The sequence below is a fragment of the Stenotrophomonas rhizophila genome (genome assembly GCF_001704155.1).
GTDB classification, from domain to species: Bacteria; Pseudomonadota; Gammaproteobacteria; order Xanthomonadales; family Xanthomonadaceae; genus Stenotrophomonas; species Stenotrophomonas rhizophila_A.
The window spans coordinates 2,876,043-2,896,901 of the sequence record NZ_CP016294.1 but is presented as its reverse complement, the minus strand read 5'-3'; the positions used below and the strand labels follow the sequence as shown (position 1 = coordinate 2,896,901).

The window sequence follows — 20,859 nt, the reverse complement described above, 5'->3', positions numbered from 1 at the left end:
ACAGGGCTTTCTCCCGTGCTGCAGGAACAGCAAGACAACAGCGCCAAATGGCGGATCTACGAAGCCCTTCTGCAGGCAACCCCGGATCTGTCCTACGTCTTTGACCTGGAGCACCGCTTCATCTACGCCAACAAGGCGCTGCTGAACATGTGGGGCATGACCTGGGATGAGGCGATGGGCAAGACCTGCCTGGAGATCGGCTACGAGCCCTGGCATGCGGCGATGCACGATGCGGAAATCGATCGGGTGATCGCCACCAAGCAGCCCATCCGCGGTGATGTGCCGTTTCCGCACGCCACCGAGGGCGTGCGCATCTATGACTACATCTTTACCCCGGTGATTGGTCCCGATGGCGAAGTGGAGGCCATTGCCGGCAGTACCCGCGATGTGACCGAGCGCAAGCGCCACGAGCAGCACCTGCAACTGCTTATCAACGAGCTCAACCACCGGGTGAAGAACTCGCTGGCCATGGTGCAGTCAATCACCCGCCAGACCTTCCGCAACGCGCAGAACATCATCGACGCGGGCGAGAAGATCGAAGAGCGCTTGCTGGCCTTGGCCGGAGCGCACGATGTGCTGACCCGGGAAAACTGGCACAGCGCCGATATCCACGATCTGGTCCAGGCCACGGCCGACCTGCACGGCGAAGGTGGGCAGCGCTTCGATATCCAGGGCGCACCCGTTCGGCTCGATCCCCGCCGTGCCCTGGCGCTGGCCATGGCGCTGCATGAGCTGGGCACCAACGCGGTCAAGCACGGTGCGCTGTCCGGGCCCGATGGCCGTGTGCGGGTGGAGTGGGGGCAGCGTCAGGTCGATGGGGAGGACGTTATCGAACTGGAGTGGCAGGAGCGCGATGGCCCCCCGGTGCAGCCGCCGGCGCAGCGCGGGTTCGGCTCGCGGTTGCTCGAGCGCGGCCTCAAGCATGATCTGGGCGGCGATGCGGAGCTCACGTTCGAGCCCGAAGGCCTGCGTTATCGGGTATCGATACCGCACGGCGATGACGCGGTCCAGGTGCACCTGTGAGCCCGCGCGTCCTGGTAGTCGAAGACGAATCGCTCATCGCGATGCTTGTCGAGGACGGGCTGGAGACGCTGGGCTACGAAGTGGTGGGCCCGGTGGGCACCGTCGATGCGGCGCTGCGGATCGTGGAGCAGACGCCCTTTGACCTGGCGCTGCTGGACATCAATCTGGGCGGGAAGCAGTCGTTCCCGATCGCCGAGGCGCTGGAGTCGCGCGGCATTCCGTACGTGTTCCTGACCGGCTATGACAGATCCAGCCTTCCGCTGGCGTTCCAACATCGGTTCGGGTTGCAGAAGCCGTTCCGGATGTCAGCCTTGCAGCAGGCGCTGGAAAAACTGCAGGGAAGCAAGCGTGGCGGCAACGCGCCTGCCCATCGCCCCACACTGGGCCAGTGATGACGGCGCGGCGAAATCAGCCGACGGCGCGAATCACTTCTTCAATCAGCACGACGTAGCAGGCCACGAAGTAGACCTTGAGCAGGGCGGGATGCTGCTTGGTGACGAATGCGCGCATGGCATTGATGACGTAGTGGGACGTCAGCATTGTGACCAGCCGGTGAAATTGAGGCAACGGTCACACATTCAGTGCGGTGATGAGAGGCTGCGTGAGCGAGCTTACAAATCAACAACTTGCGCGCGGGCGATCCGAAAAGCCCTCTACCGTTCGTCGGAAAATCCCTACAAGTGCAGCTGAATACGTAGCGGACGTCTTCACCTGCGAGGTAGCGATTTCACGCCGTTCACGCGCCCCATTCACTGTTGCGGCACGCGCCAATCGCTAGCGTGGAGTCCTGTCAGTCAACCCGCATTCCGGGCAAAGGAACAACATGATCAAGTGGGCCATCATCTTCGCCATCATCGGCCTCATCGCCGGCGCACTCGGCTTCGCCGGCATTGGCGGTGCCGCCATTGGCGTGGCCAAGTTCCTGTTCTGGGCCGGCATCATCATCGCCGTCATCCTGTTCCTGCTGGGCATGACGGTCGCCAAGAAGGTGACCTGACCCCAGGGTCGTAACGTGTAACACCGCCGAAGAAGCCTGCGCAGCAATGCGCAGGCTTTTTTGGTTCACTCGAAATAGAACGAAACGCCCAGCCCCGCCTGTAGATCCGGGCTGTTGCTGTCCAAGCCGAGGTCGAACGACGCGTCCAGCTGCACCCGTCGGGCCGCCATCCACGTCACGCCTGCACCGGCCACCGAGGTCGAGGATTCGCCGTCGGTGCGGGTGAAACCGGCCTCGATGTAGGTGCTCACGGTGTCGCTTACGGCCAGGCTGAGGCTGGGCGACCAGGTGAACTCGTCTTCGCCCGCGCCGCGCGTGGCATTGGCATACAGCGCGCCGCTCCACTGGTCGTTGAAGGTGTATTCGTAGCTCGCGCCGAGGTTGTACTGGGTGCCGCCTTCGCTGAAGTCGCGTGAGCCGGTATCGAAGCTGGTGCTGGCCAGCAGTGCGACAGCATGGGTGTCTGAATCGAGGGGAAGGGCGAACTTCAGCGCCAGGCCGCTGTCGCCTGCGCCACGCGTCGTGGTGGAGGGCGCATTGCGCGGGGCTTCGCGCAGGCGGTTCCAGGGGCTCCCGAACGCCTGCAGTTCCAGGTTGGTGCCCAGGCCCGCGCGCAGCAGCAGGTCGGTGCCGTATTGCGTGGTGCGCGTGCCGTCGTCATCGCGGTCGCGTTCGTAGCTGGGCAGCCCCAGTTCCAGTGCGGCGCCGCCGCGCGGGAGCACCGAGGCGGAGAATCCCAACCCCGGGCGGTCGAACGCTGGTGTTTCCGCCTCGTCCTGCTGCGCCCACGCGGGCGCGGCCAGCGCCAGCAACATCACCGCCATCACACCACGCATCGCCACACCTGCGGTTGGGAAACAGCTGCAGCCTAGCGAGGCGCCGGCAACGCGCCGTGAGGATGTCGCGGCGGTCAGTCGGTAGCGCGGCCGTCATCCTGGCCTGCGTCTTTCTCACGGCGAGCATCGTCATCGCTGTCATCCAGGCCTTGCCGCATGTGGCGCTGGCCGGGCAGGTCCGCCGACAGGACGCGTGAGGGTTCGGCGACCAATGGGCTGCGGCTCTGTGCATGCACGCGCGGCAGGAGCGTGCGCGGATCGGGCAGCACCCAGAAACCATTGCTCAGTTCCGGCCGGCGTGCCACCTCGTGGTCCAACGGCGGGGTGGTCTCTTCCTCTTCCGGATCAAACCACTGCGGGTCCTGTCGCCTGCCGCCTTCTTCATGCTCATGGTCGTGCGCGCTGTCGTGGTCGTCGGCGGCCGAAGGCGTCATCGCATCCAACGCGTCGGCCGCTTCCTGCCAGCCCGGCGCATCGGCGCAGACCGCCTCGGCGAGCGGGGTGGGCGATTCAATGCGCGGTGGGAGGGGCGGTGGGATATCGGAAGGAACTCGCATGGGCAGTGCGTCCGCTGCGCTGGAAGGGAAACCGGACAGTGATCCCGCCCACGCCGGTTTTCAACGCAACAAGTCGCAAACTGCCCCACCGGGCGGACTACGCCGGGCGGGTCAGCGCCAGCAGGCCTTCCAGCAACCTGGCGGCACGCGGCTGCCCGTCATCGTCGATCGGGCAGGCCATGGACTGCAACCAGAAGCCGTGCGCGGCGCGCCGCGCGGCGGTGAGGCGGTGGTCGTCGCCTTCGCCGGGGTGGCGCAGCAACTGCTCCTGGATCCACCGCTTCAGGGCCTGGGCGATTTCCGGATCCGGCCGTCCGCGCGGTACACCGGCACCCGGTTCGGGCGGCAGCAGGCACGCACGGAAAATGGCGGTGACATAGGCGCGGGAAAAGCGTCCATGGCGATCCGGATCCTGTTCGATCAGCGCCTGTACGGCCTGGTCGAAGGAGACCAGCGCGGCAACCAGCGCCGGTGCATCTGCAGGGTCTTCAGTGCTCAGCATCGGGAAAGGTCGGCTCATGTGGGTGCCTGCGGTAGTTGCGGCGGCGTGGTGCCCGCCTGCGCGAGCACCCCATGCAGCAGTTCAATTACCCGTTCGCCCTGGCCGTTGCAGGCCAGTTCGAAGGTGGTGTGGCCGCCCAGGGCGGCCAGTGGGGCATGCAGGATCCATTGCAGTACCTGGGTGCGGTCCGGCTCGATCTGCAGTGCTACGTTGGCGACACGGCGTACGATCCCTTCGCGCATGGTCAGAATCCGTAAGTGAGCGCCAGCAGCGCGGTATCCATGTGGTCGCCCCGGGTCATCGGGCTGTCCTTCACCGCGCTGGAAAGCAGGGTGCGGCGCAAAGATGCGGTGGCGGTCCAGTGCGCGCCCAGCGGCATCAGCGCGGTGACATCCATGTACGGCGCCACGCCGCTGCCGGCCCTGTAACGGGCCAGGCCGCTGCGCTGCGCTTCCTCGGCACTGATGCCGAAGTAGTAATCGTTGAGCGCGCTGCTGGCATAGTTCACGCCCACGCCGGGAATCAGCACGACCTTGCCGGTTGGAATCGGGTAGGCGTACTTGGCATCGGCCGCCACGCCGCCGCCGTGGCCGCTCACTTCGGCCAGCACGTTGCCCTGCAGCACGCCCCACGGTGCGGTATGGCGCACGGCGGCACCTGCCATCGCCGAGAGGTTGCGGTTGTCGAGCTGGCGCAGCTGCAGGTCATCGGTGTCCTTGCGCTTGAAGCGCATCACGTGCGGCTGGGCCAGCAGCGAGACTTCGGTTTTCTCGTTGTCGAACAGGGTGTAGCCGATGCTGCCGCCACGGAAATGGAACTTCCTGCCTTCGTAATTGATGACCGGTACGGGCAGCACGTCGGTGTCATAGCCGGCGTAGGGAGATTTCTGCGCTACCACGGCCAATCCCAGGCTGCTGCGGGGTCTTTCGCCGGGGGCGGCCTGGGCCAGCACGCTGCCGCTGGCCAGCAGGCCCAGCAGGGTGATGCCTGCCGTTGCTGCCTTCCGTGAACCGATCTGCATGGGTACTGCTCCTGGGGGACGATCAAACGCCCATGATGTCCCCCGGACATTGTGGGAACGTTGCGCCGGCCAGCGCGGTACCATCGGCGCCCATCACCCCTGTTGCCCGTATTGCCATGCGCATCCTGCTGCTCGAAGACGACCCCGAACTGGCAGGCGCCATCCAGGCCAGCCTGGGCCGGCATGGCATGGTGGTGGACCTGGTGGTGTCGATGGCGCAGGCCGCCGAAGCGCTGAAATCCGGCGTACACCAGGTGCTGCTGCTGGACCGGCAGCTGCCCGATGGCGATGGCGCCAATTTCGTGCGGGTGGCACGCAGCCACATTCCCAACCTGCCGGTGATCATGCTCACCGCGCGCGATTCGGTGGCCGACCGCGTGGTCGGGCTGGATGTGGGCGCCGACGATTACCTGACCAAACCGTTCGCGGTGGAAGAGCTGCTGGCGCGGATCCGCGCGATTTCGCGGCGGCCGGCGCAGATCACCCTGCCGGTGCTGGCGCTGGGACGGCTGCAGTTTGATTTCGTGGCACGCCAGGCCAGCGTGGCCGGCGCGCTGCTGGCACTGCCGCGTCGCCAGCTGCTGGTGCTGGAAGCACTTGCGCTGCGCCAGGGCCGCACGGTGGCGCGCGCGGCGCTGCAGGAAGCGGTGTATGGCTTCGATGATGAGATCCAGTCCAACGCGCTCGATGCACACGTTTCCAAGCTGCGCCGCGCGCTGGCCGATGCCGATGCGCAGGTGGAAATCCACGTGATGCGCGGCATTGGCTACCTGCTCAAGGAAACGGCATGAAATTCCTCAAACCCGGCTCGCTGTCCTTCAGCCTGGCCTGGAAGATCTGCCTGATCCAGATGACCATGGTGGCGGTGGGCCTGACCGGCATGGTGTTGATGTACGGCGACCGTGGCGCGGCGTATATCGACTGGAAAACCAGCCAATCGGTGGCCGAGGCGATCCATGTGGAGGGCGATGCGCTGCGCGTGGATTGGGATGCGGTCAACGAAGCGGTACCTGACCGCCCGGCCACGTTCTGGTTCGCCGCCGCCGATGAGCAGGGCCGGACGCTGGAGCAGGGCACCGTACCGGCCGCGTTCCGCCCACTCGTGCAGCAGCTGCAGCACGTGGAGCCCACCGATGTGCGCACGCGCACGCACGGGGTGGAGCTGGCGATGCGGGTGTGGGTGACCGAGCCCGATGGCGGCCGCATCCACGTGATGCTGGGCGGCATTCCGCATCGCGGCCTGTGGCGGCAGATGCTGGTGGTGATCGGCTACCTGGGCGGCTGGATCACCCTGCCGCTGATCGTGATCACGCTGGTGGTGGCGCCGTGGGCAATTCATCGCTCGCTGCGCGGGGTGAACCGGGTCGCGGCGCAGGCCGCGGCGATCCAGATCACCGAACGCGGGCGCGGCCTGGATACCCACGCCGTACCGCGCGAGATCGTGCCGCTGGTGGATGCATTCAATGCAGCCGTGCGGCGCATTGGCGAGAGCTACGATGCGCAGGATCGCTTCCTGGTGGGCGCGGCGCATGAGCTGCGCATGCCCATTGCGATCCTGGCCACGCGCATTGCCGACCTGCCGCCGGGGCAGGTGCGTTCGCGCCTGCAGCGCGACCTGGGCCGGCTGAGCAACATCGCCGAACAGCTGCTGGACCTGCAGCGGCTGGATCACCACCGCAGCCAGCACCAGCGCATCGACCTGGCCGCGTTGACCGGCGAGGTCGCCGCCGATGTGGCGCCACTTCTGATCGACGCCGGCTACGAATTCGCGGTGGAGGCACCGGAGGCGCCGGTGTGGGTGCTGGGCGATCCCGATGCGCTGCACCGGGTGATCAGCGGGCTGCTGCAGAACGCCATCGCCCACGGCGGCGGGCGTGGCCTGGTGGTGGTCGAACTGCAGGCCGGCGGGGTGCTGTCGGTGAGTGACGAGGGCGATGGCGTGCCCGAGCAGGCCCGGCAATCGATCTTCGAACCGTTCCACCGGCTGCGCCCCAGTGGCAGCGGCAGCGGGCTGGGGCTGTACCTGGCGCGCGAGATCATGCTGCGCCACGGCGGCAGCATCGTGGCCGAAGAGGCGGCCAGCGGCGGTGCACGGTTTGTGATGACCTTGCCGGTGGTATAGGGAAAGTGCGGTGCCGGGTATAGGGCGGATACCAATATCAGACTAATCCGATAGTTCGGTGTCGGCGTCAGCCGTATGGTGCGGGTCAGGGATATCCCCCGGAGTGCACCATGAACATTACCGTGAAGCACGCTGACCACCGCTGGTGCGTTCTTGACCCCAGCCGCAATGAAGCCGCCGCCTTCGCCGAAGGCGCGGTGGCCTTCGATTTCGCCGACAACCTGGCCCGCGAGCAACACGCGGAAACCGGGCGCAGCGTTGGCGTGCGGGTGGAAGTGGAAGACGCGTTTGTCGATGTGGTCCGCTACGGCTGAGCCCGCCGGAACCGGTCAGCTGCGCGTTGGCTAGTTGAATCGACCCTGAAATGAGCGACCTTCGGCCTATAGGCGAAGGGCCTCGCTTGCCTGATCCTGTGCCTATTCACAAAACGGATCGAGGCAGGCATGAGGAACAACTCTATGGCGAATGGAACGCACAGGTGGGTGTGGGCGCTGCTGCCGGCGCTGCTGGCTGCAGGCGCTGCTGCCCAAGCGCAGCAGTACGACCGTTACCGTGACGATGGCTACAACGATGGCCCGGTACGCTGCGAATCGATCAAGGGCCGCACCCAGCAGTGCCCGATTGATGGCCGCGCGCGGCTGGTGCGCCAGCTGTCGGGAACCCAGTGCATCGAGGGCGACAACTGGGGCCAGGCACGCAACGGCGTGTGGGTCACCCGGGGTTGCCGCGCGGAGTTCGTGGCCGAAGGCCGGCGGCCCTCGCATGGCAATGGCAACGGCTGGGGCAACAACGGCGGTGGCTGGGGCAATGGCGGCCGCGGGCAGGTGATCAGCTGCGATTCCAACGACAACCGCATGCGCCGTTGCAACGTCAGCATCCGCCGCGAGGCCCGGCTGATCCGCCAGACCTCACGCAGTGCCTGCGTGGAAGGCCGCACCTGGGGCTGGAACCGCGATGGCGTCTGGGTCAACGGCGGTTGCCGCGCGGAATTCGAAATCCGGTAAGGGCGTAACGCCCCCGCGCGGCATTCGGGGTCAGGCGCTCAGCGCCTGGCTGCCAAGATTCGGCCAACGCTTCAACACGGCGGCACGGATACCCGCGGCATCAATCCCCGCTTCGGCCAGCAGGTCTTCGCGGCTGGCATGGTGCTGGAAGCTGTCCGGCAGGCCCAGGTGCAGGAACGGGCGCAGCACGTCTTCTGCATTGAGCAGCTCGGCCACGCCGGACCCAGCGCCACCGGCCACCACGTTGTCTTCGATGGTCACGAAGCCCTGATGGGTCTTGGCCAGCTCCAGCAGCAGCGCACGGTCCAGCGGCTTGATGAAGCGCATGTTGACCACGCTCAGGCCCAGCTCGCGGCCCACCGCTTCGGCGGCCGGCACGGTGCTGCCAAATGCCAGCAGCGCGATGCGGCTGCCCTGCACGCGCAGGTCGGCCTTGCCGATCTCCAGCGTGGACAGGTCGTTGCCGGCGTCCACGCCGGTGCCGCTGCCACGCGGGTAGCGCACGGCGGCCGGGCCGTCGTACTGCAGGCCGGTGCTGAGCATCTGCCGGCATTCGGCTTCGTCGGCCGGGGCCATCACCACCATGTGCGGCACGCAGCGCAGGAAGCTCAGGTCCAGGTTGCCCGCATGGGTGGCGCCGTCCGGGCCGACCACGCCGGCGCGGTCGATGGCGAACAGCACATCCAGCTTCTGTACGGCCACGTCATGCACCAGCTGGTCGTAGGCGCGCTGCAGGAAGGTGGAGTAGATCGCCACCACCGGCTTGGCGCCCTGCGTGGCCATGCCCGCGGCCAGCGTGACCGCGTGCTGCTCGGCAATGGCCACGTCGTGGTAGCGCTCCGGGTATTCCTTGCTGAAACGCACCAGGCCAGAGCCTTCGCGCATGGCCGGGGTGATGCCCAGCAGGCGCGGTTCGGCGGCGGCGGCATCGCACAGCCAGTCGCTGAACACATCGGTGTAGGTGGGCTTCTTGGCGCCGCCCTTGGCGATCAGGCCCTTGTCCGGGTCGAACGGGCCCACCGCGTGGTAACCGATCTGGTCACCCTCGGCGCGCTCGTAGCCCTTGCCCTTGGTGGTCATCACGTGCAGCAGCTTCAGGCCCTTCAGGCCCTTGAGCGTCTTCAGCGTGGCCACCAGCGCAGGCACGTCGTGGCCATCGATGGGGCCGGTGTAATGGAAGCCCATTTCCTCGAAGAAGGTGGACGGCACGAACATGCCCTTCCAGTGTTCTTCCCAGCGCTTGACGAAGCGTGCCGACGGGGATTTCTTCTTGTCGCCCAGGATCCGCTTGCCGCCTTCGCGCAGCGCATTGAGCGTGCGGCTGCCGGTGGCCCGGCCGAGCATCTTGGTCAGCCCGCCCACCGCTTCGGAGATCGACATGTTGTTGTCGTTGAGGATCACCAGCAGGTTCGGTTCCTGCTCCATGCCACCGGCATGGTTGAGTGCCTCATAGGCCATGCCGGCGGTCATCGCGCCATCGCCGATCACCGCCACCACCTTGCGGTCGTCGCCCTCGAGCTGGCGCGCGATGGCCATGCCCAGCGCGGCCGAGATGGAGGTGGAGGAATGGCCGACACCGAAGGTGTCGTATTCGCTTTCCTCGCGCTTGGGGAACGGCGCCACGCCATCCTTCTGCTTGACGGTGTGGATCTCGTCGCGGCGGCCGGTCAGGATCTTGTGCGGGTAGGTCTGGTGGCCCACGTCCCACACCAGCTGGTCGACCGGGGTCTGGTACAGGTAGTGCAGGGCCACGGTGAGTTCGATCACGCCCAGGCCGGCGCCGAAATGGCCGCCACTCTTGCCCACCGATTCGATCAGGTAGGCACGCAGTTCATCCGCGATGGCGGGCAGTTCGGATTCTTCGAACCTGCGCAGGTCATCCGGGTTCTGGATGCGCGACAGGCGGGGATAGCGTGCGGAATCGATCATTTTTATCGCGCTTCTTCTCAAGCGCCTATTTTCGCCCCCAAACCGGGGTGGGGCAAGCAAACCGCTCTACCAGTGAGCAAAGGGTGAGGGTGCCCTGCGACAACGTGTCGCAGGTTCAGGCGGCGAGCTTGGAACGTTTGGGCAGCTGCGCCTTCAGGAACGCCATCTGGTCGGCCAGGATGTTGCGGTTGGAGAGGATCATGTGTTCGATCCAGCTGGGCCGGTAAGGCACGGCCAGCAAGGGCATGCCGGCCTGCTGCGGGGTGCGGTCGCTCTTGCGCGAGTTGCAGTGGAAGCAGGCGCTGACCACGTTTTCCCATACGTCCAGTCCGCCCTTGGACAGGGGCATGACGTGGTCGCGGGTCAGCTGCGGGCGGTGGAACTGTTGGCCGCAGTACAGGCACAGGTGCGCATCGCGCGCGAACAGCGCCTGGTTGGACAGGTTCGGGGTGGGATCGATGGCACGGGAACGGGCGTGGCCGCGCGCGGCGATGATCGGGTGCAGGTCAACCCCGCTCTGCAGGCCGGTCAGGCGGTTGATGCCACCGTGGATGTGCAGGCAGGGATCGCCCAGGGTCCAGGCAACGGCATCGCGCGAGTAGAGGCAGGCGGCGTCCTGCCAGTTGATCCAGTCCAGTACGCGGCCATGGGCGTCCAGGGACAATAACCGGACGCTGCCGGGCCGATGCAGGGAAACGATCGGCGATACCTCGGCGACCGGGGCGGACGAGGCTCCGGTATCGATCAGACCTAAGCTCGTAGTGTCTGTCTCCATCGGGAAAACAGCTTATACCGGATTCGTTGCAATTTGGGTATGGGCGCGAGCGTCCCTACCCACGCCCCCTTGATCATCAAGGGGGCGTTCGGGCCTTCACTCCCCGAAACGGGCGTCTTCCATGGCCATGAGCGATTCCGCGCCGGCCTGGATTGCTGCGGCATGGCTGAGCGTGCGCGGCAGCATGCGGGCGAAGTAGAAGCGAGCGGTTTCGCGCTTGGCCTGCTTGAAGGCCTCGCTCTGCGCGGACGCATCAGCGGCGGCCACGCTGCGCGCCCACCAGTACGCCAGCACCACGTAGCCGGAATAGAACAGGTAATCGAAGCTGGCCGCGCCCAGTTCGTCCGGATTAGTGGCCGCGCGCTGCAGCGTCGCCATGGTCAACTGGCCCCATTCCTGGGCCTTGGCGCGCAGCGGGGCGATGAACTCGGCCAGCGCTTCGTTGCCTTCGTTGGCCTTGGCGAAGGCCTCGATCTCGGCCAGCATCAGCTTCAGCCCGGCGCCCTGGCTGGCGGCGGTCTTGCGGCCGATCAGGTCCAGCGCCTGGATGCCGGTGGTGCCTTCGTACAGCGTCGTGATGCGTGCATCGCGGGCCAGCTGCTCCATGCCGTGCTCGTGGATGTAGCCGTGGCCACCGAAGCACTGCAGGGCGTTGTAGGTGTTCTCGATGCCCCATTCGGTCTGGCAGGCCTTGGAGATCGGGGTGAGGAAGCTCACCAGGGTCTCGGCGCGCTCGCGTTCGCCGGCATCGTCGGCGTGGTGCGCCACGTCGATCAGGGTGGCCGCGTGCAGCGCAAGCAGGCGGCTGCCTTCCACCAGCGACTTGATCGAGAGCAGCATGCGGCGCACGTCCGGGTGGACCAGGATCGGGTCGGCCGGCTTGTCCGGGTTCTTCGGGCCGCTCAGCGAACGCGACTGCAGGCGTTCACGCGCGTACTTCAGTGCGTTCTGGTAGGCGCGCTCGGACAGGCCGATGCCCTGCAGGCCCACGCCCAGGCGCGCGGTGTTCATCATGGTAAACATGGCCTGCAGGCCCTTGTGCGGCTGGCCGACCAGGTAGCCTTCGGCGCCGTCGAAGTTCATCACGCAGGTAACCGAACCCTTGATGCCCATCTTGTGTTCGATCGAGCCGCAGCGCAGCGCGTTGCGCTCGCCGACGTTGCCGTCACGGTCGACCTTGAACTTCGGGGTGACGAACAGCGAAATGCCCTTTGCACCGGCCGGCGCGTCGGGCAGCTTGGCCAGCACCAGGTGCACGATGTTGTCGGTGAGGTCGTGTTCGCCGGCGGTGATGAATATCTTGGTGCCGGTGATGGAATAGCTGCCATCGGCATTGGGTTCGGCCTTGGTCTTGAGCAGGCCCAGGTCGGTGCCGCAATGCGGTTCGGTCAGGCACATGGTGCCGGTCCAGCGGCCCTCGATCAGCGGCTTGAGGAACGCATCCTGCTGCCAGGCTTCGCCGTGCTGCTTGAGCGCTTCAATGGCGCCATGCGAGAGCAGCGGGAAGTTGCCCCACGCCAGGTTGGCGGCGTTGATCATTTCATTGAGCGGCACGCCCAGCGTGTGCGGCAGGCCCTGGCCGCCCAGTTCGGGGGCAGCGGTGAGGCCGGTCCAGCCGCCATCGACGAACTGCGCGTAAGCCTGCTTGAAGCCGGGTGGGGTGGTTACTTCGCCGCTGGCCTGGTCGAGCACGCAGCCGATTTCATCGCCCACGCTGTTGAGCGGCGCCAGCACGCTGGTGCTGAAGCGGCCGGCTTCCTCCAGCACCGCATCGACCACGTCGGTGGTGGCATCGGCGAAACCCAGGCGGGCAAACAGCGGCTCCACCTTCAACACGTCATGCAGGGCGAAGCGGATATCGGAAAGCGGGGCGGTGTAGCTGCTCATCGTCAGGTCTCGATCAGATGCGGGGATCAGGTGGAAGCGGTATAGGGGTCAGCGCAGCACGCCGGGCAGGCCGGGGGCCTGGTTGAGGGTGCTGCGGCTGTCGATCTCGAAGCTGCGCTGCTTCTTTTCCTGCGGGGTGGCGGCCACGGTGCCCTTGAGCGAATAGCCCAGGGTGCGGTTGCCGGCCAGGGCGTCGGCCACCACGATGCGCGCGGCCGAGGAGGGCTGCAGTTCCACGTTGATGACATCGGCCGAGACGCCGCCGATGGAGATGGCCGGGCGTGCGCTCACCTTGCCGGCATCCTGGTCGCCCACCTGCATCTGCAGCTCCACGCTGTCGAAGGTCATGGGCATGGAGCTGAAGTTCTGCAGGCGCAGGGCCAGGGTCCAGTTGCCGTTGGCGCCCACGGTCAGCTGCTGCACGCTGGCAGCCGGCGGCGAGACGCGCTTGACGTTGGTGTTGCAGGCGGTCAGCGCAACGGCGGTGCCGGCCAGCAGGGCAACGGTAAGAACGGTACGGAGGCGGTGGAACATGGGCGCAAATCCTCGTGCAGGTGCCGCGTAGGTAAGAGCATACTACGGCGTATGGTAGTTGTGCGGGTGTAGGGGGTGCGGCTGCTACCGGCCGTGGGACACAGGCCGGTAGGTATCGACCGTTGGTCGATACGCATCCTAAGACAAGCGAAGGTGCATTCAGGTTTCAGGCGCGCCGGCGATCAATCCACCGGGGCCATCACCTTCAGGGGCGCAAGGTCATAGCCCATCGCCTCGGCCCGGGCCTTGAGGCTGGCAAACAGGGCCTTGTCCATCGTCGGCGAGCGCGACAGGATCCACAGGTACTTGCGGTCCGGGTCGCCCACCACCGCCCACTGGTAATCCGGGTCCAGCGCGATCACCCAGTAGTCGGCCCATACCAGCGGCACCCAGGCCAGCCAGTCCGGCACGAAGCGCACCTGCAGCTGGCCCGGTTCGCCTTCCACCGGCCGCGCCACGCCCTCGGCTGCGATGCGCTCGCCATCGCCGGTGCGGCAGGCGTTGTGCACGCTGATGCGGCCATCGGCGCGCAGCGCGTAGGTAGCGGTGATGTCGCCCACGCATTTCTTCTGGAACGACACCGGCAGGTGTGCGATTTCATGCCACTGGCCCGCGTAGCGGCCCATGTCCAACGCAGGCACTGAACGCACCGGTTCCACCGCGTGGGTGGTGACGGAGGTCAACAACAGTGCAGCAGCAAACAGGGCAGGGCGAAGGCGCATGGGTGTCTCCCGGCAGGAGGCCCGAGCTTAGGGGGGAGGACGTTGGCGGGTGTAAAGGTTTTGTCAGCCGGTGCTGATCAGGGTGCGAAACGAACGTGGCGCGGGTCGCTTACCTGGAGCTGGGTCTGGAAGTAGTACTTGCCGGAGGGCTTGCCATCGTGGGTGAACGCGATGGTGGTGCGGCGGGCCGTGCCCTGTACCAGCAGGCGACGATTGACCAGGTATTCCAGCGGCATGCCCAGCTGCTTCTGCAGTGCTTCGCGTTGCGCGGCATCCAGCGACACGTTCAGTGAGAGCTGATGGCGGTAGTCGCGTTCGCTGTTGAGGTAGATGCGGTCCTCGGTGATGTCGGTGTTCTTGACCGTGAGCACGAAGGTGCCACTGATGCCGCGCTGCGGATCTTCGTTGGCGGCGAACACGGCTTCGGCGGGGGTGATCCAGCCTGGCGTGACCGTCGGCATCGGCGCGTTGGGTGCGGTCATCGCACTCTGGTGCGCACAACCAACACTGAGCAGCAGCAACGGCAGAAGCAGGGCAACGCGCATGGGACATCCTTGTTCAATGACGGTGTCCGCATTGTGCATGTGCCTGCCTGCAATGCCACTACAGCAATGCAAAAAAAAAGACCTGCATTTCTGCAGGTCTTTTGGATTTGTGGTGGCCGAGGACGGAATCGAACCGCCGACACGGGGATTTTCAATCCCCTGCTCTACCAACTGAGCTACTCGGCCACTTCATCGCTGCGTTGCCGCTGGCGAGGACGCGAATAATACGGAGGTCTACGGGGTTCGGCAAGCGTTTCGACAAAAAAATTTCACATTCGTTGCTGCGGCCTTGGTGTGGCGCGTTAAGTGCTTGATCGCAGGCGTGGGCCGCGCATGAATTGCTGTTCATCAGCGCGCGTGGTCGTGAGCGTCACCGGGCATGGCGGCCAGCAGCACGATGCCCAAGGCCATGAAGATGGCCGCCAGCAGCAACGACGCCTGGTAGCTGCCGCTGCTGCGGGCCAAGGTGCCGGCAAGCGCCGGCGCCAGGATCTGCGCTACCCCATAGCTGAGGGTGAGGTTGGCCATGGCCTTGGCCGGGTTGTGTGGATAGTGGCGGCCGACCACGGTGAGGGTGAGGCTGACGATGCCGGCGAAGGTGAGCCCGAACAGCAGCGCGCTGCCGAATCCGGCGGCCAGGCCGCTGTCCAGCAGCGGCAGTACGAACGAGGCGGCCTGCAGGGCGAGGGCCAGCATCAGGGCGCGGATCAGGCCGATGCGCGCGGCGATGCGGTCCCAGGCGAACGTGGATGGCACCGCCGCCAGTCCCACCAGCACCCACACCGCGCTGCCGTGGCCACGGAAGGCGGGGGTCTGTTCGAGGATGGCCACGATGAAGGTGGCGCTGACCACGAAGCCGACGCCGGCGCAGAAATAGGCCGCCACCAGCAGTTGACGCCAGCGCCGGCTGGGCGGGGGCGGCGCTTGTGCGGCCTGTGCGGCGGAGGTCGGGGTGGGTGCCGGCATCCAGCACCAGGCGGGAAACAGGAAGAGCAGGCCAAGCAGGCCCAGCCAGCGCCATTGCGCACTGGAGTCGGCGTGCCCGGCGAGCAGGCCGGTGGCCAGCCCGGAGACCACGATGCCCAGGCCCAGCCCCGCGAAGTGCAGGCCCAGGCGCGGGCGTTGCCGGTTGGCCAGCAGCCAGTTCAGCACCAGCCCGGAGGCCAGCAGCAGGCCGGCGGTGCTGGACATACCCGCCACGAAGCGCAGCAGGCTCCACAGCCAGGGCTGCGTAGTGGTCCCCATCAGCGTTGTGGCGGCAACCGCCAGCACCAGCCCAATCCGGTAGAAGCGGAATTTCTGCTGCATGTCGCCCACGCGCGCCGCCAGCAGGGCGCCGAGCAGGTAGCCCAGGTAGTTGAAGGTGGCCAGCCAGCCGCCCTGCGCCGCGCTGAGGCCGGCATCCACCCGCATCAAGGGCAGCAGCGGGGTGTAGGCGAAGCGGGCCAGCCCGACGGTGAGCACCAGCGCGCAGATGCCGGCGGCGATGACCTGCCAGGGTTTCCGTGCAGTGGAGGAGGCGAGGGAAGTGGACATGCGTGGAACCGGAAAGGGACGCGTCCATGGTCGATCAGGTGCGCGGCGGCTGTCTTTCGATAGAATGTCGGATCATGTCGATCAGCCGCCACGAAGGCTCGTCCGCCGCCGGCCCCTGGAAGGAAGTCCCGGTCCCGCCGCTGCGCGCGCTGCCTTGGCCCGTGATGGCACGCAGCCAGGAGTTGGCCGCCGGCGAGCGTTTCCCGCCGCATGCGCATGACTGGAACCAGGTGGTATTCGCCACCCACGGCGTGCTGCAGGTGACCGCGCGCAATGCGCGGCACGTGATTACCCCGCAGCAGGCGCTGTGGGTGCCTACCGGCATGGTCCATCACACCGGTGCTTTGAGTGCGGCTGCGTTTCGCAACCTGTATGTGGCCGATGATCCGGCGCTGGGCATGCCCGACCGGTGCGCGGTGCTGGATGTGTCGCCGCTGCTGCGCGAGTTGATCGTGGAGCTGGGGCAGGTGCGGCCGGAAGACGATGCGGGTTACTACGCGCATCTGAGCGCGCTGGTCACCACGCAGCTGCGCCGCCAGCGCCAGCATGTGCGCCACCTGCCGTGGCCGCAGGATGCGCGGCTGCAGCGCTGGTGCCAGGCACTGCACGACCAGCCCGGTGATGCGCGCGGCGTGGACGAGTGGGCACGGCTGTTGGGCGCGTCGCCGCGCACGCTGGCGCGGCATTTCGAGCGCGAGACCGGCATGAGCCTGCGCACGTGGCGCACGCGGCTGCGCCTGCTGCGCGCGATCGAGTGGCTGGCGCAGGGGCGTTCGCCGACGGCGATCGCGCATGAGCTGGGCTATGCCTCGGCATCCGCGTTCAACTACATGTTCCGCGTCGAGACGGGCATGAGCCCGTTGCAATGGCGAAGGGCACGACAACCGGGCTGAGCGCAGCGGTCGGTCCCCGGCAGGTGCCGGCGCGCCCGGGGTGGGGGAGGGGAGACCCCGGCGCGCCGGCGGAACGGATCACGCGCGTTCGGTCAATACGTCAACCAGGCTGTCCACATCGCGGGCGCCGTCGTAGCGCACCCCATTGATGAAAAGGCACGGGGTGCCGTTGACGCCGCTGCGCACGCCGCCCATGAAGTCGCGTTCGATGCGGTCATCGAACGCGCCGTTGTCGGCGGCCTGCAGCAACGCGGGGTCCACTCCAAGCTGCTTGGCGTAGGCCTGCAGGTCGCGCGCGCTCAATGCATCCTGGCGCTGGTAGAGCAGGTCATGCGCTTCCCAGAACAACCCCGCGTCAGCGGCCGCTTCGGCAAAACGCGCAGCCGGCAGCGCGTTCGGGTGGATTTCGGAAATGGGGAAGTTGCGGAACACAAAGCGCATCCGGTCGCCCAATGCCTGCTGCACCGCTTTGAGCATGGGATACGCCTCGCCGCAGTACGGGCATTGGTAGTCGCCGTACTCGACCAGGGTGATGGGCGCATCGGCCGGACCCTGGCTGTGGTCCTGCGCGCTGACGGGAATCGACAGACCTTTCATGACGCTGCTCCTGCAGTGGAGGGAAGTTGCGCCAGCGCTTCCAGGATGCCGTCGGCGCCGGGATTGATGCCCAGGGGAGAGATGTAGCTCCAGCGCACGATGCCCTCGGCATCGATCACGAACAGCGCGCGCTCGCAGACGCCGTCCTGTTCGCGGTACACGCCGTAGCGGCGGGCTACCTCGCCTTTTGGCTCGAAATCGGCCAGCAAGGGAAAGTGCAGGTGGCGTTGTTCGGCGAACGCGGCGTGGCACCACACCCCATCCACGGAGATGCCCACCAGCTGCGCGCCGCTGCGGTGGAACTCGGGCAGCAGCTGGTTGTACAGCGCCAGCTGGTCGCCGCAGACCGGGCTCCAGTCGGCGGGGTAGAACGCCAGGATCACCGGGTGGCCGCGCAGCTCGTCCAGGCTGACGCGCTGGTCCGGGGTGGCGGGCAACTGAAACGCGGGCGCGGGCGCGCCAATGGGCAACGAAACGCGGGGTGCAGCGGACATGACAGCCTCCTGCTGGAACGAAACAGCGCGTGGATCAGCGGATGGGGCGGGTGCTTTCGAAAAGGAACCAGCTGCGGCGCTCGGCCTCGTCGATCCAGTTCTCGATCAGGCTGGTGGTGGCCACGTCGTTGTGGGTGGTGCACACCCCATGGGTGGCCCGCAGGAAGCGGGTGAGCTGGCGGTTGTCGTCGGCCAGCTCGGCCAGCATGTCCTCGGGGGTCACGTAGTCCGCGTCGTTGTCGAGCAGGCGCTGGATGCGGTGGATCTGCCCGATCGAGCGCAGCGTGGTGCCGCCGACCTTGCGCGCCCGTTCGGCAATGGCATCGGTGGTGGCGAAGATCTGCTCGCCCTGCTCATCCAGCATCAGGTGGTAGTCGCGGAAGTGCGGGCCGGACAGGTGCCAGTGGAAGTTCTTGGTCTTCAGGTACAGCGCGAACACATCGGCCAGCAGTACGGTCAGGGCACCGGCGATGTCCTTGCCGGCCTGCAGGCTGAGGTCGGACGGCGTGCGCAGCGGGGCGGTCTGGCGGGATGGGGCGACAACATCGTGCATGGCGGCTCTCCGGTAGCGGGGGAAGGCGGCCCGGGCCGCAGGTGCTGCGGGGGAGCCGATGGATCCAGACTAGGCAGCGGGGGCCGGCGGGAACATTGCGCCATCGTTTCCCCGGCTCATACCTTGGTTTGGGCCCCCTGCCGGCGCATCCCTCTTTGGGGGGATCTGCCGCCCCCGGGTGCGGGGGATACTGGGCTCACCCCGGCGCAGGTGACTGCGCCCCGCCAGGAGGCCAGACCGTGGTGCCCAGCTCGACTCCCACGCGCCCGCGCGCCGCCGCGGCGTCCACGTTGCGCGGCCGCACCGTGTTCCGCGCCGCTGCCGCGCTGCTCACGCTGGGGATCTTCCTGGTCGATGTGCTCACCACGCTGGAAGGTGCAGTAGCGGTGCTGTACGTGGTGGCGGTGCTGCTGGTGGCGCGCACCGGGCGCCGCGCCGACATCGTCATCACTGCCGTGGCCGGCATCGGGTTGACCCTCATCGCCTACCTGGATTCGCACGGGGTGAACCATGTGGGCGCGCAGACCTTCCGCGCACTGGTCAGCCTCGCGGCGATCGTCATCACCGCGCTGCTGGCGCTGCAGTACCAGGGCGCGATGCAGCGCCTGCGCGGGCAGGCAACGCTGCTGGATCTGTCGCACGACATGATCTTCGTGCGTGACCGCAGCGGGGTGATCACGTTCTGGAACCGCACGGCCGCGCAGGTGTACGGTTGGTCGGCCGAGGAATCCATCGGCCGCGTGGCCGATGTCCTGCTGTCCACCCGCTACCCGCAGGCACGCGAGGCAGTGGAAGCCACCCTGCTGCAACTGGGCAGCTGGGAAGGCACGCTGGAGCAGCGCACCCGCGACGGCGCCTGGCGCGTGCTGGAAAGCCGCTGGGTGATCCAGCGCGATGGCCTGGGGCGCGCAAGCGGCGTGATGGAAACCCACACCGACGTCACCGAGCGCCGCCAGGCCGAGGATGCCGCGCTGCGCGCGCAGGCCGAACTGGCGCACGCCACGCGCGTGGCCACGCTCGGTGAGCTGACGGCTTCACTGGCGCACGAGGTCAACCAGCCGCTGATGGCGGTGGTGACCAACGGCGAGGCCGGGCTGCGCTGGCTGCACCGCGACCCGCCGGACCTGCACGAAGTGGAGGCCGCCATCACCCGCACGGTGAGGGAAGCGCGCCGTGCCAGTGAGATCGTCAAACGCGTCCGCGCGTTCCTGGCCAAACGCAGCACGCCGCGCGAGCCGCTCGATGCCTCCCTGCTGATCGAAGACGCGGTGCGGCTGGTGCAGCACGAACTCAACCGTGAGGCAGTGCAGCTGCACGTGGCAGTGACCGCCGACCTTCCCGCCGTGCACGGTGATGCGGTGCAGCTTCAGCAGGTGCTGGTGAACCTGCTGATCAACGCCAGCCAGGCCATGGCCGGGCAGGCCAACGCGCGGCAGCTGGTGGTGGAGGCGCAGCCCGGCGCACCCGGTGAAGTGGCCATCAGCATTGCCGACAGCGGCCCGGGCATCGACAGCGCGCACCTGGACACCCTGTTCCAACCCTTCTTCACCACCAAGCCGGACGGCATGGGCATGGGCCTGGCGATCTGCCGGTCCACCGCCGAAGCCCATGGCGGGCGGCTGTCGGTGGAGAGCGTACCCGGCCATGGCGCCACCTTCCGGCTGGTGCTGGCCACCCATCCCCCAGGAGTACGCGCCTGATGAGCCTACCCTCACCGCCACTGGTCGTGGTGGTCGATGACGATGCCGCCGTGCGCGATGCGCTGGACAGCCTGCTGCGTTCGGTGGGGCTGCAGACCCGCGTGCTGGGCGCGCCTTCGGAGCTGCTGCACGCGGTGCTGCCGGACGTGCCTGGCTGCATCGTGCTGGACGTGCGCCTGCCGGGCATCAGCGGGTTGGATCTGCAGGGCCAGTTGGCCGCGCAGGGCATCCACCTGCCCATCGTGTTCATGACCGGGCACGGCGACATTCCCATGACCGTGCGCGCGATGAAGGCCGGGGCGGTGGATTTTCTGGCCAAGCCGTTCCGCGACCAGGACATGCTGGATGCGGTGAGCGCCGCGATCGAGCGCGACACCCGCCGCCGCCAGGACATGGCCGCGCGCGGTTCGCTGGAAACGCGCTACGCCACCCTGACCCCGCGCGAGCGCGAGGTAATGGCGCACGTAGTGGCCGGGTTGATGAACAAGCAGGTGGCCGGCGTGCTGCACCTGAGCGAGATCACCGTGAAAATCCATCGCGGCAACGTGATGCGCAAGATGGGCGTGCGCTCGCTGGCCGACCTGGTACGGCACGCAGAGGCACTGGGCGTGGGCACCGGCACCGCCTGATCC

26 protein-coding genes and 1 tRNA gene are annotated in these 20,859 nt (G+C 67.1%); 10 read left to right on the top strand and 17 right to left on the bottom strand.

Annotated elements, in window-relative coordinates; all coding sequences use genetic code 11:
* Nucleotides 1–18: 18 nt before the first annotated feature.
* Together BAY15_RS12975 and BAY15_RS12970 are read left to right on the top strand one after the other, a co-directional pair.
* Nucleotides 19–1,023 (top strand): HWE histidine kinase domain-containing protein, encoded by a 1,005-nt coding sequence (locus BAY15_RS12975; protein WP_068854711.1) that lies wholly within the window; start codon nucleotides 19–21, stop codon nucleotides 1,021–1,023.
* Nucleotides 1,020–1,415 (top strand): response regulator, encoded by a 396-nt coding sequence (locus BAY15_RS12970; RefSeq protein WP_068853346.1) that lies wholly within the window; start codon nucleotides 1,020–1,022, stop codon nucleotides 1,413–1,415. Before BAY15_RS12975 ends, BAY15_RS12970 begins: the two co-directional genes overlap by 4 nt.
* A 16-nt stretch (nucleotides 1,416–1,431) precedes the next feature.
* On the opposite strand, the gene BAY15_RS19635 is transcribed toward BAY15_RS12970, so the two are convergent.
* Nucleotides 1,432–1,563, bottom strand: coding sequence for a hypothetical protein (locus tag BAY15_RS19635; RefSeq protein WP_255220457.1), 132 nt, complete (start codon nucleotides 1,561–1,563; stop codon nucleotides 1,432–1,434).
* Between the two features lie 283 nt (nucleotides 1,564–1,846).
* Between BAY15_RS19635 and BAY15_RS12965 the strand changes: the two genes are divergently transcribed.
* Entirely contained in the window at nucleotides 1,847–2,020 is a 174-nt protein-coding gene (locus BAY15_RS12965) for a DUF1328 domain-containing protein (RefSeq protein ID WP_068853344.1), read from the top strand.
* A gap of 65 nt (nucleotides 2,021–2,085) precedes the next feature.
* On the opposite strand, the gene BAY15_RS12960 is transcribed toward BAY15_RS12965, so the two are convergent.
* From BAY15_RS12960 to BAY15_RS12940, 5 genes are all read right to left on the bottom strand, one after another.
* A complete protein-coding gene (locus BAY15_RS12960) occupies nucleotides 2,086–2,856 on the bottom strand; it encodes a transporter (RefSeq protein WP_068853342.1) in 771 nt (256 codons plus the stop codon).
* Between the two features lie 74 nt (nucleotides 2,857–2,930).
* Complete coding sequence (locus BAY15_RS12955; protein ID WP_068853340.1) at nucleotides 2,931–3,413, bottom strand: hypothetical protein; 483 nt, start codon at nucleotides 3,411–3,413, stop codon at nucleotides 2,931–2,933.
* Between the two features lie 97 nt (nucleotides 3,414–3,510).
* Entirely contained in the window at nucleotides 3,511–3,933 is a 423-nt protein-coding gene (locus BAY15_RS12950) for a hypothetical protein (RefSeq protein ID WP_141236189.1), read from the bottom strand.
* The gene (locus tag BAY15_RS12945; RefSeq protein WP_068853336.1) at nucleotides 3,930–4,157 is read right to left on the bottom strand and encodes a hypothetical protein; all 228 of its coding nucleotides are present in this window, start codon (nucleotides 4,155–4,157) and stop codon (nucleotides 3,930–3,932) included. Before BAY15_RS12945 ends, BAY15_RS12950 begins: the two co-directional genes overlap by 4 nt.
* Nucleotides 4,158–4,159: 2 nt before the next feature.
* A complete protein-coding gene (locus BAY15_RS12940; RefSeq protein ID WP_068853334.1) occupies nucleotides 4,160–4,936 on the bottom strand; it encodes a MipA/OmpV family protein in 777 nt (258 codons plus the stop codon).
* Between the two features lie 116 nt (nucleotides 4,937–5,052).
* Between BAY15_RS12940 and BAY15_RS12935 the strand changes: the two genes are divergently transcribed.
* The 4 genes from BAY15_RS12935 (at nucleotide 5,053) to BAY15_RS12920 (ending at nucleotide 8,062) form a co-directional block, all read left to right on the top strand.
* On the top strand, nucleotides 5,053–5,727 hold the full coding sequence (locus BAY15_RS12935) for a response regulator transcription factor (RefSeq protein ID WP_068853332.1): 675 nt from the start codon (nucleotides 5,053–5,055) through the stop codon (nucleotides 5,725–5,727).
* Nucleotides 5,724–7,058: a sensor histidine kinase gene (locus tag BAY15_RS12930; protein ID WP_068853330.1), complete on the top strand. Its 1,335-nt coding sequence runs from the start codon at nucleotides 5,724–5,726 to the stop codon at nucleotides 7,056–7,058. The genes BAY15_RS12935 and BAY15_RS12930 overlap by 4 nt, the downstream gene beginning before the upstream one ends.
* Nucleotides 7,059–7,168: 110 nt before the next feature.
* The gene (locus BAY15_RS12925) at nucleotides 7,169–7,372 is read left to right on the top strand and encodes a hypothetical protein (RefSeq protein ID WP_068853328.1); all 204 of its coding nucleotides are present in this window, start codon (nucleotides 7,169–7,171) and stop codon (nucleotides 7,370–7,372) included.
* Between the two features lie 168 nt (nucleotides 7,373–7,540).
* Nucleotides 7,541–8,062, top strand: coding sequence for a DUF3011 domain-containing protein (locus BAY15_RS12920; RefSeq protein WP_335743676.1), 522 nt, complete (start codon nucleotides 7,541–7,543; stop codon nucleotides 8,060–8,062).
* A gap of 30 nt (nucleotides 8,063–8,092) precedes the next feature.
* Here the strand turns inward: BAY15_RS12920 and dxs are convergent, their stop codons facing one another.
* The 8 genes from dxs to BAY15_RS12880 form a co-directional block, all read right to left on the bottom strand.
* Nucleotides 8,093–9,991, bottom strand: a complete 1,899-nt coding sequence (dxs, locus tag BAY15_RS12915) for a 1-deoxy-D-xylulose-5-phosphate synthase (RefSeq protein WP_068853324.1) — start codon at nucleotides 9,989–9,991, stop codon at nucleotides 8,093–8,095.
* A gap of 115 nt (nucleotides 9,992–10,106) precedes the next feature.
* Nucleotides 10,107–10,766 carry an HNH endonuclease gene (locus BAY15_RS12910; protein ID WP_068853322.1) on the bottom strand — a complete coding sequence of 220 codons (660 nt, stop codon included), beginning with the start codon at nucleotides 10,764–10,766 and terminating at the stop codon, nucleotides 10,107–10,109.
* Nucleotides 10,767–10,862: 96 nt separating this feature from the next.
* Complete coding sequence (locus BAY15_RS12905; RefSeq protein ID WP_068853320.1) at nucleotides 10,863–12,653, bottom strand: acyl-CoA dehydrogenase C-terminal domain-containing protein; 1,791 nt, start codon at nucleotides 12,651–12,653, stop codon at nucleotides 10,863–10,865.
* A gap of 48 nt (nucleotides 12,654–12,701) precedes the next feature.
* Nucleotides 12,702–13,187, bottom strand: coding sequence for an LEA type 2 family protein (locus tag BAY15_RS12900; protein ID WP_068853318.1), 486 nt, complete (start codon nucleotides 13,185–13,187; stop codon nucleotides 12,702–12,704).
* A gap of 182 nt (nucleotides 13,188–13,369) precedes the next feature.
* Complete coding sequence (locus BAY15_RS12895) at nucleotides 13,370–13,909, bottom strand: lipocalin family protein (RefSeq protein WP_068853316.1); 540 nt, start codon at nucleotides 13,907–13,909, stop codon at nucleotides 13,370–13,372.
* A 77-nt stretch (nucleotides 13,910–13,986) separates the two neighbouring features.
* Nucleotides 13,987–14,454, bottom strand: a complete 468-nt coding sequence (locus tag BAY15_RS12890) for a hypothetical protein (RefSeq protein WP_068853314.1) — start codon at nucleotides 14,452–14,454, stop codon at nucleotides 13,987–13,989.
* A 110-nt stretch (nucleotides 14,455–14,564) separates the two neighbouring features.
* A tRNA-Phe gene (locus BAY15_RS12885) sits at nucleotides 14,565–14,640 on the bottom strand.
* A 162-nt stretch (nucleotides 14,641–14,802) separates the two neighbouring features.
* The gene (locus BAY15_RS12880) at nucleotides 14,803–15,990 is read right to left on the bottom strand and encodes a YbfB/YjiJ family MFS transporter (protein WP_068853312.1); all 1,188 of its coding nucleotides are present in this window, start codon (nucleotides 15,988–15,990) and stop codon (nucleotides 14,803–14,805) included.
* 74 nt (nucleotides 15,991–16,064) lie between these two features.
* Between BAY15_RS12880 and BAY15_RS12875 the strand changes: the two genes are divergently transcribed.
* A complete protein-coding gene (locus BAY15_RS12875; protein WP_068853310.1) occupies nucleotides 16,065–16,883 on the top strand; it encodes an AraC family transcriptional regulator in 819 nt (272 codons plus the stop codon).
* Between the two features lie 78 nt (nucleotides 16,884–16,961).
* On the opposite strand, the gene BAY15_RS12870 is transcribed toward BAY15_RS12875, so the two are convergent.
* Genes BAY15_RS12870 through BAY15_RS12860 form a run of 3 tightly spaced genes read right to left on the bottom strand, consistent with a single transcriptional unit; the run spans nucleotide 16,962 to nucleotide 18,527 of the window.
* Complete coding sequence (locus BAY15_RS12870; protein ID WP_068853308.1) at nucleotides 16,962–17,480, bottom strand: DsbA family protein; 519 nt, start codon at nucleotides 17,478–17,480, stop codon at nucleotides 16,962–16,964.
* Complete coding sequence (locus tag BAY15_RS12865) at nucleotides 17,477–17,974, bottom strand: peroxiredoxin (RefSeq protein ID WP_068853306.1); 498 nt, start codon at nucleotides 17,972–17,974, stop codon at nucleotides 17,477–17,479. The genes BAY15_RS12870 and BAY15_RS12865 overlap by 4 nt, the downstream gene beginning before the upstream one ends.
* A 34-nt stretch (nucleotides 17,975–18,008) precedes the next feature.
* On the bottom strand, nucleotides 18,009–18,527 hold the full coding sequence (locus BAY15_RS12860) for a Dps family protein (RefSeq protein WP_068853304.1): 519 nt from the start codon (nucleotides 18,525–18,527) through the stop codon (nucleotides 18,009–18,011).
* 242 nt (nucleotides 18,528–18,769) lie between these two features.
* On the opposite strand from BAY15_RS12860, the gene BAY15_RS12855 reads away from it, so the two are divergent.
* Nucleotides 18,770–20,227, top strand: a complete 1,458-nt coding sequence (locus BAY15_RS12855; RefSeq protein ID WP_208856103.1) for a sensor histidine kinase — start codon at nucleotides 18,770–18,772, stop codon at nucleotides 20,225–20,227.
* Nucleotides 20,227–20,856 (top strand): response regulator transcription factor, encoded by a 630-nt coding sequence (locus BAY15_RS12850; RefSeq protein ID WP_068853300.1) that lies wholly within the window; start codon nucleotides 20,227–20,229, stop codon nucleotides 20,854–20,856. The genes BAY15_RS12855 and BAY15_RS12850 overlap by 1 nt, the downstream gene beginning before the upstream one ends.
* Nucleotides 20,857–20,859 lie beyond the last annotated feature (3 nt).